The organism is Bradyrhizobium sp. BEA-2-5 (genome assembly GCF_032918025.1).
Lineage (GTDB): Bacteria > Pseudomonadota > Alphaproteobacteria > Rhizobiales > Xanthobacteraceae > Bradyrhizobium > Bradyrhizobium pachyrhizi.
Map to the genome: position 1 here is coordinate 3,325,533 of NZ_CP136629.1, position 14,879 is coordinate 3,340,411.

At 64.5% G+C, this 14,879-nt stretch carries 14 protein-coding genes; 9 read left to right on the forward strand and 5 right to left on the reverse strand.

Annotated features, from left to right (window positions below; all coding sequences use genetic code 11):
• Positions 1 to 5: 5 nt before the first annotated feature.
• The 4 genes from urtD to RX327_RS15335 all read left to right on the forward strand — a co-directional run bounded on the left by urtD (position 6) and on the right by RX327_RS15335 (position 3,169).
• Entirely contained in the window at positions 6 to 761 is a 756-nt protein-coding gene (gene urtD, locus RX327_RS15320) for an urea ABC transporter ATP-binding protein UrtD (protein ID WP_317250751.1), read from the forward strand.
• Positions 762 to 773: 12 nt separating this feature from the next.
• Positions 774 to 1,463, forward strand: coding sequence for an urea ABC transporter ATP-binding subunit UrtE (gene urtE / locus RX327_RS15325; RefSeq protein ID WP_317250752.1), 690 nt, complete (start codon positions 774 to 776; stop codon positions 1,461 to 1,463).
• Between the two features lie 27 nt (positions 1,464 to 1,490).
• Positions 1,491 to 2,720, forward strand: a complete 1,230-nt coding sequence (gene fmdA, locus RX327_RS15330; protein WP_317250753.1) for a formamidase — start codon at positions 1,491 to 1,493, stop codon at positions 2,718 to 2,720.
• Between the two features lie 101 nt (positions 2,721 to 2,821).
• Positions 2,822 to 3,169 (forward strand): FmdB family zinc ribbon protein, encoded by a 348-nt coding sequence (locus tag RX327_RS15335; RefSeq protein ID WP_028331432.1) that lies wholly within the window; start codon positions 2,822 to 2,824, stop codon positions 3,167 to 3,169.
• A gap of 116 nt (positions 3,170 to 3,285) precedes the next feature.
• Here RX327_RS15335 and RX327_RS15340 read toward each other — a convergent pair whose 3' ends face one another.
• From RX327_RS15340 to RX327_RS15360, 5 genes are all read right to left on the reverse strand, one after another.
• Entirely contained in the window at positions 3,286 to 4,071 is a 786-nt protein-coding gene (locus tag RX327_RS15340; RefSeq protein WP_317250754.1) for an ABC transporter ATP-binding protein, read from the reverse strand.
• Positions 4,068 to 4,841 (reverse strand): ABC transporter permease, encoded by a 774-nt coding sequence (locus RX327_RS15345; RefSeq protein ID WP_317250755.1) that lies wholly within the window; start codon positions 4,839 to 4,841, stop codon positions 4,068 to 4,070. Before RX327_RS15345 ends, RX327_RS15340 begins: the two co-directional genes overlap by 4 nt.
• 79 nt (positions 4,842 to 4,920) lie before the next feature.
• Entirely contained in the window at positions 4,921 to 5,865 is a 945-nt protein-coding gene (locus RX327_RS15350; RefSeq protein WP_317250756.1) for an ABC transporter substrate-binding protein, read from the reverse strand.
• A gap of 132 nt (positions 5,866 to 5,997) precedes the next feature.
• A complete protein-coding gene (gene hutC, locus RX327_RS15355) occupies positions 5,998 to 6,678 on the reverse strand; it encodes a histidine utilization repressor (RefSeq protein ID WP_317251265.1) in 681 nt (226 codons plus the stop codon).
• A gap of 60 nt (positions 6,679 to 6,738) precedes the next feature.
• The gene (locus RX327_RS15360) at positions 6,739 to 8,097 is read right to left on the reverse strand and encodes a formimidoylglutamate deiminase (protein ID WP_317250757.1); all 1,359 of its coding nucleotides are present in this window, start codon (positions 8,095 to 8,097) and stop codon (positions 6,739 to 6,741) included.
• 82 nt (positions 8,098 to 8,179) lie between these two features.
• Between RX327_RS15360 and hutI the strand changes: the two genes are divergently transcribed.
• From hutI to RX327_RS15385, 5 genes are all read left to right on the forward strand, one after another.
• A complete protein-coding gene (hutI, locus tag RX327_RS15365; RefSeq protein WP_317250758.1) occupies positions 8,180 to 9,394 on the forward strand; it encodes an imidazolonepropionase in 1,215 nt (404 codons plus the stop codon).
• The gene (gene hutH / locus RX327_RS15370; protein WP_317250759.1) at positions 9,391 to 10,950 is read left to right on the forward strand and encodes a histidine ammonia-lyase; all 1,560 of its coding nucleotides are present in this window, start codon (positions 9,391 to 9,393) and stop codon (positions 10,948 to 10,950) included. Before hutI ends, hutH begins: the two co-directional genes overlap by 4 nt.
• Before the next feature lie 18 nt (positions 10,951 to 10,968).
• Positions 10,969 to 12,636, forward strand: a complete 1,668-nt coding sequence (gene hutU, locus RX327_RS15375) for a urocanate hydratase (RefSeq protein WP_317250760.1) — start codon at positions 10,969 to 10,971, stop codon at positions 12,634 to 12,636.
• 283 nt (positions 12,637 to 12,919) lie between these two features.
• The gene (locus tag RX327_RS15380) at positions 12,920 to 14,167 is read left to right on the forward strand and encodes a transporter substrate-binding domain-containing protein (protein ID WP_317250761.1); all 1,248 of its coding nucleotides are present in this window, start codon (positions 12,920 to 12,922) and stop codon (positions 14,165 to 14,167) included.
• Positions 14,164 to 14,805 carry an ANTAR domain-containing response regulator gene (locus RX327_RS15385; RefSeq protein ID WP_016845707.1) on the forward strand — a complete coding sequence of 214 codons (642 nt, stop codon included), beginning with the start codon at positions 14,164 to 14,166 and terminating at the stop codon, positions 14,803 to 14,805. Before RX327_RS15380 ends, RX327_RS15385 begins: the two co-directional genes overlap by 4 nt.
• Positions 14,806 to 14,879: the final 74 nt, after the last annotated feature.

The window sequence follows — 14,879 nt, forward strand, 5'->3', positions numbered from 1 at the left end:
CCATCATGCTCGTCGGACATCAGCCGAAGGAATTCCTGCTCGCGGTCTCCGGACTGACCGTCTCGTTCGACGGATTCAAGGCAGTCAACGATCTCTCCTTCTATGTCGAGGAGAACGAGATCCGCGTCATCATCGGTCCCAACGGCGCCGGCAAGACCACGGTGCTCGACCTGATCTGCGGCAAGACCAAGGCGACCTCGGGCTCGATTCAGTTTCGTGGCAAGGAGCTCACGAAGATGAAGGAGAACGAGATCGTGCAGACCGGCGTCGGGCGCAAGTTCCAGACCCCGTCGGTGTTCGAGGACCTCACCGTGTTCGAGAACCTCGAGATCTCGTTTCCGCGCGGTCGCACGGTGTTCGGCTCGCTGACCTTTCAGCGCGACCAGCTGGTGAAGGACCGGGTGGAGGAGGTCGCGGAGATGATCTTTCTCAAGGACAAGCTCAACACCTATGCCGACGAGCTCAGCCACGGCCAGAAGCAGTGGCTCGAGATCGGCATGCTGCTGATCCAGGACCCGGACCTGTTGATGCTGGACGAGCCCGTCGCCGGCATGAGCGTGTCGGAGCGCGCCAAGACCGCCGAGCTGCTCAACCGCATCATCCAAAACCGCTCGGTGCTGGTGATCGAGCACGACATGAAGTTCGTCGAGGACATCGCGCACAAGGTGACCGTGCTGCACCAGGGCCAGATCCTCTCGGAGGGCACCATGGAGAAGGTGAAGAACGATCCCAAGGTCATCGAAGTCTATCTGGGCCACTGAGGAACCGGGACGATGCTGGCAATCTCCGATCTCCACGTCGCCTACGGCCAGAGCGAGGTGCTGCACGGCCTCAACGTCAAGGTCGCGCCCAACGAGATCGTCGCGATCATGGGTCGCAACGGCATGGGCAAGACCACGCTGATGAAGTCGCTGATGGGGATCCTGCCGGCCAAGAGCGGCTCGGTGTCCATGGACGGCGCTGAGCTCGGCAGCCTCAAGAGCTACGAGCGCGTCGCCAAGGGCCTCGCCTATGTGCCGCAGGGCCGCATGATCTTCTCCACCATGACGGTGAAGGAGAACATCGAGACCGGGCTCGTCGTTTCCGGCGGCTCCGAGGTGCCCGGCGACATCTACGAATTGTTTCCGGTCCTGCTCGAGATGAAGGGCCGTCGCGGCGGCAATCTCTCCGGCGGCCAGCAGCAGCAGCTCGCGATCGCGCGTGCGCTCGCGACCAAGCCGAAAGTGCTGCTGCTGGACGAGCCGACCGAAGGCATCCAGCCGTCGATCATCAAGGAGATGGCGCGCACCCTCAAGCGCATCCGCGACGAGAAGGGCCTCTCGATCGTCGTATCCGAGCAGGTCCTGAGCTTTGCGCTCGACATTGCCGACCGCGTGCTGGTGATCGAGAACGGCGAGATCGTCCGTGACGATCGTCGCGATGCCGTCGATGCCGCGCAGGTCTCGAAATATCTGTCCGTCTAACCAACCGTAGTAAAGGGGAGCCTCTCGATGCCAGAGACACTGATCAAGGTCGATCTCACCAAGTCGGCCTATGAAAACGACATGGTGCACAACCGCTGGCACCCCGATATCCCGATCGTAGCCTGGGTCAATCCCGGCGACGACTTCATCATCGAGACCTATGATTGGACCGGCGGCTTCATCAAGAACAACGATTCCGCCGACGACGTGCGCGACATCGACCTGTCGATCGTGCACTTCCTCTCCGGCCCGATCGGCGTCAAGGGCGCCGAGCCCGGCGACCTCCTCGTCGTCGATCTGCTCGACGTGGGGCCGCTCAAGGAGAGCCTGTGGGGCTTCAACGGCTTCTTTTCCAAGCAGAATGGCGGCGGCTTCCTCACCGATCATTTCCCGCTGGCGCAGAAGTCGATCTGGGACATCAAGGGCCTCTACACCTCGTCCCGCCACGTGCCCGGCGTTAACTTCGCCGGCCTGATCCATCCCGGCCTGATCGGCTGTCTGCCCGATCCGAAGATGCTGGAGATGTGGAACAAGCGCGAGGCCGAGCTGATCTCGACCAATCCGACCCGTGTGCCCGGCCTTGCCAATCCGCCCTTCGCACCGACCGCCCATGGCGGCCGCGCCAAGGGCGATGCCAAGGCCAAGATCGGCGCGGAAGGCGCGCGCACCGTGCCGCCGCGCGAGCATGGCGGCAATTGCGACATCAAGGATCTCTCGCGCGGCTCGAAGATCTACTTCCCGGTCTACGTGCCCGGTGCGGGTCTCTCGATGGGCGACCTGCATTTCAGCCAGGGCGACGGCGAGATCACCTTCTGCGGCGCGATCGAGATGGCCGGCTGGCTGCATCTGAAGGTCGAGGTGATCAAGGACGGCATGTCGAAATACGGCATCAAGAATCCGATCTTCAAGCCCTCGCCGATCACGCCGAACTACAAGGACTATCTGATCTTCGAAGGCATCTCGGTGGATGAAGCCGGCAAGCAGCACTATCTCGACGTCCACATCGCCTACCGCCAGGCCTGCTTGAACGCGATCGAGTATCTGAAGAAGTTCGGCTATTCCGGCGCCCAGGCCTATTCGATCCTCGGTACTGCACCGTGCCAGGGCCACATCTCCGGCGTGGTCGACGTGCCCAACGCCTGCGCCACGCTGTGGCTGCCGACCGAGATCTTCGACTTCGACGTGATGCCATCGGCGGCCGGTCCCATCAAGCACATCGCCGGCGATATCCAGATGCCGATCTCGCCTGACAAGTGACCCTTTAGGTGATCCCTGCGCGAAGGGTGCGGGACGGCTGCGTTCCGGCCGCCCCGCATCCATCGCCGGATGTCACGCACGACTGCGCAAGGATTAAGGAAATGCCGATCTACGAATATCTCTGCAACGACTGCGGTTCCTTCACCGACATGCGGCCGATGGCGGAATGCGACCTGCCGCAGGATTGCCCGCAATGCGAGGCGACGTCGCCGCGTGTGATCCTGACTGCGCCGGCGTTCTTCTGCATGCCCTCGGACAAGCGCAAGGCGCACGCTACCAACGAGCAGAGCCGGCACGCGCCGAAGACGCTCGATCAGTACAAGGCCGCGCATGGGCCAGGCTGCGGCTGCTGCTCCACCGGAAAGAAGAAGCCGGCGCGACTGATGACCAAGACCAAAAGCGGCGCCAAGGGCTTTCCTACCGCACGTCCCTGGATGATCAGCCATTAGAGCGTTTTCGAGCGAAGTGGATACCGGTTCGCGTTAAGAAAACGCGTCAAAACAAGAGTTTAAAGTCCCGTTCCGATTCAATCGGAACGGGAAAGGCTCTAGAGCGTGGCTGATCATTAGGCCTGTTCGGCAACTTTCAGCGCCTCGGTGCGGATCTCCTCGACCAGCCGCTCCTTGAGCTGGACGAATTCAGGCGTGGTCTTGATCTTGTAGGAGCGCGGATGCGGCAGGTCCACATTGATCTCGGCCTTGATGCGGCCGGGGCGCGCGCTCATGACGATGACGCGGCTGCCGAGGAAGATCGCTTCCTCGATGTCGTGGGTCACGAACAGCACCGTCTTCTGGTCGCGCTCCCAGATCCCCAGCAGCATTTCCTGCATCAGGGCGCGGGTCTGGTTGTCCAGTGCGCCGAAGGGCTCGTCGAGCAAGAGGATCTTCGGATCATTGGCGAGCGCCCGTGCGATAGCCGTGCGTTGCTGCATGCCGCCGGAGAGCTGCTTCGGCCAATGGTTCTCGAAGCCCGACAGTCCGACCTGGCGGATGAAGGCATCGGCGATCTTGTTCCGCTCGTCCTGCGCCACGCCGCGCTCGCGCAGGCCGAAGGCAATGTTCTCGCGCACCGTGAGCCACGGGAACAGCGTGTAGGACTGGAACACCATGCCGCGATCGGCGCCGGGTCCGGTCACCTCGCGCCCGTCGAGCGTGACGCGTCCGCTGGTCGGGCGGTCGAGGCCGGCGACGATGCGCAGCAGCGTGGACTTGCCGCAGCCGGAGGGACCGAGGATGGTGACGAAGTCGTTGTTGCCGATGACGAGGTCGGTCGGTTCCAGCGCCCTGGTCGGCGCGTTGCCGTGGCGGGCGGGGAAGGTGCGCGAGACCCGTTCGATCTTGAGGATCGTCATGCGAGCTTCCAGGGAAACAGCCAGGCGTTGAACGCCTTGAACAGGAAGTCCGAGATCAGGCCGATCAATCCGATCACGATGATGCCGAAGATGATCTGGCCGGTGTTGAGCAGCGCCTGGCTGTCGGTGATCATGTGACCGATGCCGGAGGACGAGCCGATCAGCTCGGCGACGATGACGTAGGTCCAGGCCCAGCCAAGCACCAGCCGCAGGATCTCGGCGATCTCGGGCGCCGAGGAGGGCAGCAGCACCCGGCGGATGATGCCGCGGTCGCGAGCGCCCAGCGTATAGGCGGCTTCGACCAGATCGCGCCGCGTGGCGCCGACGGTCACCGCGACCATCAGGATGACCTGGAATACCGAGCCGATGAAGATCACGAGCAGCTTTTGCAGCTCGCCGATGCCCGCCCACAGGATCAGGAGCGGAATGAAGGCGGAGGCAGGAAGATAGCGTGCGAAGGAGACGAACGGCTCGAGGAACGCCTCGACCGGCTTGTAGGCTCCCATCAGCACGCCGAGCGGCACCGCGATGATTGCCGCGAGGGCGAAGCCGCCCACGACGCGCCAGATCGTCATGCCGATGTCGAACAGGAAGCCGTGCTTGGTGAGCAGCTCAACGCCCTCCTGCACCATGGTCAGCGGATTGGCGAGGAACGTCTTCGACACATGGCCGCCGAACGTCGCCCAGGACCAGAAGGCGACGAACAGCACGAAGAACGCGAGGCCGTAGGCCACGCGCTGCCTTGATGTCGTGGGCTCGAGAGGACGCATCAAAATGATCCGGGCGTATCTTATGCGGCGGTCCCGCCCGCTGTGTAGCGAGGCGGGACCGGCCGAAATGGTTGCTGCGTTACTTGATGAAGCTCGCGTCGTAGAGGTCCTCGACCTTCGGCGCGGCCTTGATGATGCCGATCTCGAGCAGGAGGTCGGCGGCCTCCTTGTTGAATGTCAGGAAGTCGCCGGCGAAGAATTTCTGGTTCGCAGCCTTGTCCTGCCAGCGCAGATATTTCGCCGAGTTGCCGAACTGCTCGCCGGTCTGCTTCACGTCCGCGCCCATGATCTCGTAGGACTTGGCCTGGTCCTTGGCGATCATTTCGAGCGCCTCGAAATAGCTGTCGGCGAGCGCCTTGGCGGCCTTGGGATTCTCCGTCAGGAACTTCGGCGTGCAGCCGAAAGTGTCCATGACCATCGGGTAGTCGAGCGTGGTGGCGATGATCTTGCCCTTGTCGGGCGCGGCCCGTACGGTCGACAGGTACGGTTCATAGGTCATCGCGGCATCGTTCTGGCCGGAGACGAAAGCCTGCGCGGCCGCGGCCGGCTCGAGGTTCACGACGGTGACATCCTTCACCGAAAGCCCGTTCTTCTTGAGCATCCAGGCCAGCGCGAAATAGGGCGAGGTGCCGGGTGCGGATGCCGCGACGGTCTTGCCCTTCAGGTCCTTGATCGCGGCGACGTCGTTGCGCACGGCCATGCCGTCGGCGCCATAGCTCTTGTCGAGCTGAAAGATCTGCTTGGTCGCAACACCATTGGCGTTCCAGGAGATCCAGGTCTCGACGGTGGTCGCCGCGCACTGGATGTCGCCGGAGGCGATCGCGAGATGGCGGTCCTTCTGCGGGATCTTCTTGATGGTGACGTCGAGGCCGTTCTTCTTGAAGATGCCGGCCTCCTTCGCCAATGTCAGCGGCGCGAAGCCGGTCCATCCGGAGATGCCGACGCCGACCTTGACGTCGTCGGCGAACGCGGCGGTGGACGCGAGCAACACTGCGATTGCGGGCAATAGCTTGAAGGAACGCATGATTGTCGACCCCTTGAACGATGGATTGAACCCAGTTGATGTCTTCACGTCAGTCGCGGCGGTGCCGCATGAAGCATGTCGGCGGACGATGGCCCATGATGCATTGCATGAAATATGCCGCGCAAGGCGTCCTCAGCCTCCCTTGAAGCGAGCCACCAGGCGGTGCGTCTCGCCTGGATAATGCAGCCGCACCGCCGTCACCGTGCGCGCGCTGCGCCAGGTGTAGCGGTCGATCACGAGGCAGGGCGCGCCGACGGCAATGTCGAGCGCCTTCGCGGTGCGATCGTCTGCAACGATGGCGCTGATCGTGTGCTCGGCTTCGGTCCATGGGACATGGTGAAGCAGCCATGATCCCGGCGGTTCGCGGGCGAAGTCCGCGTCGGCAGCCTCCGGGACCGTGGAGAGATCGATCAGCCTGTCCTCGACAGCGAAGGGCACGTTGTCGGCGCTGTGGCGGCAGGTGATCGCGACCACCTTGCCCGCCGTCTTGACGCCGAGCCGGGCGCGATCGGCCGATGTCGCGGTACGGCGCTGGCATTCGATCAACTCGTAGCCGTAGCCGCGGCCGAGGGCGGTGATCTCGGCGCGAATGTCGGCAATCTTGAGCACCGCCGATTGATGCTGCGGCCGGCGCACGAACGAGCCGGCACGGCGCCGCCGCTCGATCAGGTCGGCCTGTGCCAGCTCCGACAGCGCCTTGTTCACGGTCATGCGCGAGCAGCCGTAGCGAGCGACCAGTTCATGCTCGAACGGAATGCGATGGCCGGGCGGCCACTCGCCGGTCAGGATGCGCTTCTCGATGTCGAGCCGGATCCGCTTGTAAAGCGTCGGCTTGCCGGCTGCATTCGATTTGGGCTGGTCGGAGGCGAGAACTCATGCGACGAGCCTCCGCACGCTGGCATTGAACTGCTCGCGCGCCTTGTCGCGCAGCCGGTGCCGGCCGCCTGCGACCACCTTGTCGCCGCCGGCCCAGACGCAGTCGATCGCGTCGCTGCCGGTTGCAAACAGCCAGCCATCGAGAACCGCATCGCCCGACCGTCCCGCGAGGGACGGATGCGCGGTGTCGAGGCTGACGATGTCGGCGCGCGCGCCGGGCGCGAGCCCGGCCTTGGTCTGTGCCAGAGCTTGCGCGCCGCCAGCCAGTGCCTGGTCGAACAGGGCACGGCCGGTGGATGTGCCCGGACGCCCCGAGAGCACATTGCGCTCGCGGTGTTTCAGCCGCTGACCGTATTCTAGCTGGCGCAGCTCGTCGGCGACGCCGACCAGCACATTGGAATCGGTTCCGATGCCGAACCGGCCGCCCGCGGCGAGGAATTCGCGCGCCGAAAAGATGCCATCGCCGAGGCTTGCTTCGGTGACGGGGCAAAGGCCAGCAACCGCGCCGCTGCGGGCGAGCGCTGTGACTTCCTGCTCCGTCATGTGAGTCGCGTGAATCAGGCACCAGCGCTGATCGACGGGCGCATGGTCGAGCAGCCATTGCACCGGTCGCTGTCCCGACCAGGCGAAGCAATCCTCCACCTCGCGCACCTGTTCGGCGGCGTGGATGTGGATCGGATCCGCCCCGGCCAGCGGGATGATCGCCGCCAGCTCATCCGGCGCCACGGCGCGCAGGCTATGCGGAGCGATGCCGAGGTTGGCGCCGGGTAGATCTCGGATAGCCTCGCGCGAGGCGGTCATCAGCGCGGCGAACTGATCGACCGAACAGATGAAGCGGCGCTGCCCGGCATGCGGTGCCGCGCCGCCGAACGTGCTGTGGGCATAGAGACTCGGCAGCAGCGTGAGCCCGATGCCGGAGGCGCCGGCGGCCTCAGCAATGCGCACGGCCATCTCGGCGAGGTTGGCGTAAGGCGCGCCGTCCCGATCGTGATGCAGATAGTGAAACTCGCCGACACGAGTAAAACCCCTCTCGAGCATTTCGACATAGAGCAGCGTCGCGACAGCCGCGACGTCGTCCGGCGTCATCGCCAGTGCAAAGCGATACATCGTCTCGCGCCAGGTCCAGAAGGTGTCGGTGCTGTCGCCGCGCAGCTCCGCGAGTCCCGCCATGCCGCGCTGGAACGCGTGGCTGTGCAGGCTCGCCAATCCCGGAAACGCGATTTGATGGCGCTCGTCGCCGGCGGCCGGCGCCACGCCCGGCGTCACCGCCGCGATCGCGCCGGCGGCGATCGCCACCTGCACGTCATTGGCCCAGCCCGAGGGCAGGAGCGCCGAGGCGAAATGCAGTCGTGTCATGTTTCCATGCCGGCTGGACAGAACTCCCACACGATTATATGTCTAGACATATAAGTCAAGCATCCCACGAAGGGGCCGTTGCATGGCAGAGCGCTTCGACCGGATTTGGCACAATGCCCGGCTCGCTACGCTACGGGCCGACCGCCCCGATCTCGGCGAGATCGAACAGGGCGTGATCGCCGCGCGCGGCGGCCGCATCATCTATGCCGACATGCAGTCGGATTTTCCCGGGGATGCGGACGCTGTTGAACTGACCGACTGCGGAGGGCGCTGGATCACACCCGGGCTTGTCGACTGCCACACCCACCTCGTTTATGGCGGTGACCGCGCGCACGAATTCGAGTTGCGCCTGAAGGGCGCGAGCTATGAGGAGATCGCGCGTGCCGGTGGCGGCATCGTGTCGACGGTGGCCGCGACGCGCAAGGCGAGCGAGGCCGATCTCGTTGCAAGCGCGCTGCCGCGGCTCGATGCGTTGATCGGCGAGGGCGCGACCACGATCGAGATCAAGTCCGGCTACGGGCTCAATGCCGAGACCGAGATGCGGCAGCTGGCGGCGGCACGCAGCCTCGCCCGCCTGCGGCAGGTCGCGATCCGCACGTCGTTTCTCGGAGCGCATGCGCTGCCGCCAGAGGCCAATGGCGACAAGGACGGTTACATCGATCTGGTCTGCAACGAGATGCTGCCGGCCGTGGCCAAGGCCGGCCTTGCCGATGCCGTCGACGGGTTCATGGAGGGGATCGCGTTTTCCGGAGAGCAGACGGCACGGGTGTTCGAGGCGGCGCGTGCGCTCGGACTGCCCGTCAAGCTGCATGCGGATCAGCTGTCCAATCTCGGCGGCGCGGCGCTGGCCGCAAAATTCTCGGCGCTCTCAGCCGATCATCTCGAGCACACCGACGAAGCTGGCGTCGTGGCGATGGCGAAGGCCGGCACCGTGGCGGTCCTGCTGCCCGGCGCGTTCTATTTCATTCGTGAGACGCACAAGCCGTCGGTCGAGCTGTTTCGTAGCCACGGTGTGAACATGGCGCTTGCGACCGATTGCAATCCGGGCAGCTCGCCGCTCACCTCGCTGCTGCTGGCGATGAACATGGGTGCAACGTTGTTCCGGATGACGGTCGCCGAATGCCTCATAGGGGTGACTCGGGAAGGGGCGCGCGCGCTCGGCATCCTCGGCGAGGCCGGCACGCTGGAGGCCGGCAAATGGTGCGATCTCGCGATCTGGGACATCGAGCGGCCTGCCGAACTGGTCTACCGCATCGGCTTCAATCCGCTGTACCGCCGGGTGTGGAGGGGACGATGACCGATCGGGATGCGCCTGTCGTCGTGACGCCCGGAACCGTCGGCCTCGACGTCCTGGCGCGCGTGCTTGACGGTGCGTCCATCGTGCTCGATCCGTCGTGCTGGCCGCGCGTCGAGGCGGCCGCGGAGATCGTGGCGAAGGCGGCGCAGATCGACATTCCCGTCTACGGCATCAATACCGGTTTCGGGAAGCTGGCATCGACGCGCATCGCGCCTGATCAAACCGCGCTGCTTCAGCGCAACCTCATCCTGTCGCATTGCTGCGGAGTTGGTCCGAACACGCCCGAGCCGATCGTGCGTTTGATGATGGCGTTGAAAGTGATTTCGCTCGGTCGCGGCGCGTCCGGCGTGCGCCGCGAGGTGATCGAGCAGTTGCAGGGCATGCTGGCGCGCGGTGTCTATCCGCTGGTGCCGCAGCAGGGCTCGGTCGGTGCCTCCGGCGACCTGGCGCCGCTCGCTCATATGACCGCAGTCATGATCGGGGAGGGGCAGGCAATCCATGATGGCAAAGTCGTGCCGGGCCGCGAAGCGCTTGCGGTTGCCGGCCTTGCGCCGCTGACGCTCGGCCCCAAGGAGGGGTTGGCGCTGATTAACGGCACGCAATTTTCGACCGCCTACGCCATATCGGGCGTGCTGCGTGCGCATCGCCTGGCGTGCGCCGCGCTGGTGACCGGTGCGCTGTCGGTCGATGCGGCGATGGCCTCCACGGTGCCGTTTCGTCCCGAGATCCAATCCTTGCGCGGCCATGATGGGCAGATCGCTGTGGCCGCGGCCCTGACCGCGCTGCTCGACGGCAGCGACATCAGACAATCGCATCTCGAAGGTGACGAGCGCGTGCAGGATCCTTATTGCTTGCGCTGCCAGCCGCAAGTTGCGGGCGCCGTGCTCGACCTGCTCGCGCAAGCCGCGCGCGGACTGACCGTCGAGGCCAATGCCGTGACCGACAATCCGCTGGTCCTGGTCGAGACCGGCGAGATCGTCTCGGGCGGCAATTTCCACGCCGAGCCGGTGGCGTTCGCTGCCGATCAGATCGCACTGGCGCTCTCCGAGATCGGCGCGATCAGCGAGCGGCGCATTGCGACATTGGTCGATCCCGCGCTGAATTTCGGCCTGCCGCCGTTTCTCACGCCCGATCCCGGCATCAATTCCGGCTTCATGATCGCCGAGGTGACGGCCGCCGCGCTCTATGCCGAGAACAAGCAGCGCGCGCTCGCCTGCTCGATCGATTCGACGCCGACCAGTGCCAACCAGGAAGATCATGTCTCGATGGCAGCGCACGCCGCGCGGCGGCTGTCCGACATGGCCGACAATCTCGCCGCCATTCTCGGCATCGAGCTCCTGGTCGCCGCGCAAGGCATCACGCTGCGCGCGCCGCATGCGACCAGCAGGCCGCTTGCTGCCGTCATCGCCGCATTGCGCGAGCAGGTGCCGGCACTCGCCGCCGACCGCTACATGGCCGACGATCTTGCGCGGGCCGCATCGCTGGTCGAAGCCGACGCGCTGCCTGCCGCTGCGATCGCGGTTCTCTCATCCGACCCGTTTCCAAAACTTGCTTAGCCGACAGGGGCATCCGTCATGAACCGCCGACTGGACAACGACCGCACCATCCGCGCGCCCCGCGGTAGCGACATCAGCGCCAGGAGCTGGTTGACGGAAGCGCCCTTGCGCATGCTGATGAACAATCTCGATCCTGATGTCGCGGAACGCCCGAGCGAGCTCGTCGTCTATGGCGGCATCGGCCGAGCCGCGCGTGACTGGGAGAGCTTCGACCGGATCGTTGCGGCCTTGCGCAAACTCGAAGCCGACCAGACGCTGCTGGTTCAGTCCGGCAAGCCGGTCGGCGTGTTCCGGACCCACGCCGACGCCCCACGGGTGCTGATCGCGAACTCCAACATCGTGCCGCATTGGGCAACGCTCGACCATTTCAACGAGCTCGATCGCAAGGGCCTGATGATGTACGGCCAGATGACGGCGGGCTCCTGGATCTATATCGGCAGCCAGGGCATCGTGCAGGGCACCTACGAGACCTTTGTCGAGGTCGGTCGGCGCCACTATGGCGGCAGCCTGGCCGGCAAATGGATCCTCACCGCCGGCCTTGGCGGCATGGGTGGCGCGCAGCCGCTGGCCGCGACCATGGCCGGTGCTTCGATGCTCGCGATCGAATGCCAGCCCAGCCGCATCGAGATGCGCCTGCGCACCGGCTATCTCGATCGCCAGGCCGCAACGCTCGACGAGGCGCTCGCGATCATTGCTGAAGCGGTCAAAAGCCAGAAGGCGGTCTCGGTCGGCCTGCTCGGCAATGCCGCGGAAATCTTTCCGGAGCTGGTTCGCCGTGGTGTCAAGCCTGACGTCGTCACCGACCAGACCAGCGCGCACGATCCGATCAACGGATACTTGCCGAAAGGCTGGACGCTGGCCGATTGGGAGGCGAAACGCGCTTCCGATCCGAAGGCAGTCGAGCGCGCGTCGAAAACGTCGATGGTCGACCATGTCCAGGCCATGCTGGATTTCCACGCGCAGGGCATTCCGACGCTCGACTACGGCAACAACATCCGCCAGATGGCGCAGGACATGGGCCTGAAGAATGCCTTCGATTTCCCCGGCTTCGTACCTGCCTATATCCGCCCCTTGTTCTGCCGCGGCATCGGACCGTTCCGCTGGGCTGCGCTCTCGGGCGATCCCGAGGACATCTTCAGGACCGATGCCAAGGTCAAGGAGCTGATGCCCGACGACAGGCATCTGCACAATTGGCTCGACATGGCCAAGGAACGCATCAAGTTCCAGGGACTGCCGGCGCGGATCTGCTGGGTCGGACTCGGTGATCGCCATCGCCTCGGCCTCGCCTTCAACGAGATGGTGGCGCGGGGCGAACTGAAAGCCCCCATCGTGATCGGCCGCGATCATCTCGACAGCGGTTCGGTCGCCAGCCCCAACCGCGAGACCGAGGCGATGAAGGACGGCTCGGACGCCGTGTCCGACTGGCCCCTGCTCAACGCGCTGCTCAATTGCGCCAGCGGCGCGACCTGGGTATCGCTGCATCATGGCGGCGGCGTCGGCATCGGCTATTCGCAGCATGCCGGCATGGTGATCGTGGCCGACGGCACGCCGGAAGCTGCCAGGCGCATCGAGCGCGTGCTCTGGAACGACCCGGCCAGCGGCGTCATGCGCCACGCCGACGCGGGCTACGACACGGCGATCGAATGCGCACGCGCCAACGGGCTCGATCTGCCCAGCCTGCGCTGATGGGATCCCCCTGATCGGGAGTTGTTCGTGGTTCAGCGGCATCTCGCGATCGGGATGCAGGTTAACGAGCAATCTCGTCGCAGCTCTCTCAACCTTCCGGTTGATGGACGCGCGGTGACCGGGCCGGACATGCCTTGATACGGGAAATCGGCGGTGCAGCTACCGGAGATAGGTGGTCCGTCGAGCGCTGCGCCTGTGATCCGTCGCGGATGACACAAGTCTGCCTGCTTTCGCGTCAGCTTCGCCGACAGGATGAGCGGCCAGGGTCCTTGTCTCGCGGCAGATGGCATGCAATCTTCCGCAGCCGGCAATGCTGTTCGAGAGCAACAAGAACAATAATCCCTCTCGTCCCTCCAATTCTGTCGAGGGCCTGATCATGTCGAACCTTACCCAAACGACATCCGCTCCGTGGCGGATAGGAGTGCTGTTCTCGCGAACCGGCTTCATGTCGGTCATCGAGGAGACCCAGTATCAGGGCACGCAACTCGCGATCGAAGAGGTGAATGAAGCGGGCGGCGTCTGCGGCCGCGAGCTGGTTCCCGTTGCCTACGACCCCGGATCGGACTCGGCCGCCTATGGTCACTACGCCAAGCGGCTGATGATCGAGGATCAGGTCAGCACGATCTTCGGCTGCTACACCTCGTCGAGCCGCAAGGAGGTGATGCCGGTGGTCGAGCGGCTGAACGGTCTGCTCTGGTATCCGACGCTTTACGAAGGGTTCGAGGCGTCGCCCAACGTCATCTACACCGGCGCCTCGCCGAACCAGAACAGCCTCGCGCTGTGCCGCTATTTGATGGATACGTTCGGCACACGGTTCTATTTCGTGGGGTCGGACTACATCTATCCGCGCGAGTCCAACCGGGTGATGCGGGAGCTGCTCAAGAGCAATGGCGGCTCGGTCGTTGGCGAGCGCTATGTCAATGTCTATGCGCGCTGGCAGGATTTTGTGCCGATCATCCAGGATATCAAGCGTGTCAGGCCCGACGTGATCTTCTCGACCGTCGTCGGGGAGGGCACGGTGTTCCTCTATCAGGCTTATGCCAATGTCGGGCTCGATCCAAAGCAGGTGCCGATCGCCAGCCTGACCACGACGGAAGCGGAAATCGCCGCCATGGGCTTCGACGTCGGCGAGGGACACGTCACGGCGGCATCGTACTTCCAGGGCGTCGAGGGCAGCGCCAACAATGCGTTTGTGCAGCGCTTCAAGAAGCGGTTCGGCGCCGATATCTCGACCAATATGTGCGCCGAGGCGTCGTACTTCCAGCTGCATCTGTTCGCCAAGGCGCTCGAGCAGGTCAATTCACTCGACACCGAAGTGCTCCGCTCGATGGTGTTCGGCACCAGCTTTGATGCACCGCAAGGTGCAGTCACCGTCAACCCGATGTCGGGTCATACCGACCTCTGGACCCGCATCGGGCGCGCCAACCGCCAGGGACAGTTCGATGTCGTCAGCCAGTCGAAGGAGCCGGTGCATGCGGATCCGTTCCTGATCGGATATGGTCGTGCAACGCAAACAGGAAGCGTCCAATGAACGAAATGTCGCGTAAGCCGTCGCTGAGCCGAGACGTCGGCGGACGCAAGACCATGGTTCAGGAACTTGCCGATTTGTCGGCGGTGGTGGTCGCGCCGGTCGACGATCAGGTCGGCATGTTGCTGCGCGAGTTGCAGCGGTTCCGGATGCGGGTGCGGCAGGTCTGGCCGATGCCCGAGAGCGTGCCGGCCGATGCCGACGTGGTGTACTGCGAATATTCTCCTGACCTGGCGCGGCGCCTGCCGTGGATTCCCGGCGACGCGCGCTCGGCGCTGGTTGTGATCCTGCCGGCGACGGAAACCGTTCACGCCGATGCGCTATGTCATGCGACGCCGAACGCCGTGCTGCCGCGGCCGTTCACGCAAAATGCCGTGTTGTCGAGCCTCGTGCTGGCGCGCAGTCAATTTGGTTATGAACGGCGGCTTCGCAGCAAGATCGAGAAGCTCGATGACAATCTGCGCTCGATGCGCACGGTGGAGCGCGCCAAGGCGATCCTGATGGCGACGCGGCAGATGCCGGAAACCGAAGCCTATGGCTTCATCAGACGACAGGCGATGGATCGTCGCGTGTCGGCAAGTGCAGTCGCCGCGGCGATTGTTGACTCGTTCGAACTGCTTGGCTACGATCATCAACAGTAAGCCCCAATAGCGGGGCCGGCGGCGACAGCGCCGCCTTCGACACAACCGGCAACAAAGCCCTCCCAATGCTCGCG

Bases quoted from the DNA above. Each gene is read 5' to 3' on its own strand.
- urtD (WP_317250751.1), top strand. From the start codon at position 6: ATGCTCGTCGGACATCAGCCGAAGGAATTCCTGCTCGCGGTCTCCGGA.
- urtE (WP_317250752.1), top strand. From the start codon at position 774: ATGCTGGCAATCTCCGATCTCCACGTCGCCTACGGCCAGAGCGAGGTG.
- fmdA (WP_317250753.1), top strand. From the start codon at position 1,491: ATGCCAGAGACACTGATCAAGGTCGATCTCACCAAGTCGGCCTATGAA.
- RX327_RS15335 (WP_028331432.1), top strand. From the start codon at position 2,822: ATGCCGATCTACGAATATCTCTGCAACGACTGCGGTTCCTTCACCGAC.
- RX327_RS15340 (WP_317250754.1), bottom strand. From the start codon at position 4,071: ATGACGATCCTCAAGATCGAACGGGTCTCGCGCACCTTCCCCGCCCGC.
- RX327_RS15345 (WP_317250755.1), bottom strand. From the start codon at position 4,841: ATGCGTCCTCTCGAGCCCACGACATCAAGGCAGCGCGTGGCCTACGGC.
- RX327_RS15350 (WP_317250756.1), bottom strand. From the start codon at position 5,865: ATGCGTTCCTTCAAGCTATTGCCCGCAATCGCAGTGTTGCTCGCGTCC.
- RX327_RS15360 (WP_317250757.1), bottom strand. From the start codon at position 8,097: ATGACACGACTGCATTTCGCCTCGGCGCTCCTGCCCTCGGGCTGGGCC.
- hutI (WP_317250758.1), top strand. From the start codon at position 8,180: ATGGCAGAGCGCTTCGACCGGATTTGGCACAATGCCCGGCTCGCTACG.
- hutH (WP_317250759.1), top strand. From the start codon at position 9,391: ATGACCGATCGGGATGCGCCTGTCGTCGTGACGCCCGGAACCGTCGGC.
- hutU (WP_317250760.1), top strand. From the start codon at position 10,969: ATGAACCGCCGACTGGACAACGACCGCACCATCCGCGCGCCCCGCGGT.
- RX327_RS15380 (WP_317250761.1), top strand. From the start codon at position 12,920: ATGGCATGCAATCTTCCGCAGCCGGCAATGCTGTTCGAGAGCAACAAG.
- RX327_RS15385 (WP_016845707.1), top strand. From the start codon at position 14,164: ATGAACGAAATGTCGCGTAAGCCGTCGCTGAGCCGAGACGTCGGCGGA.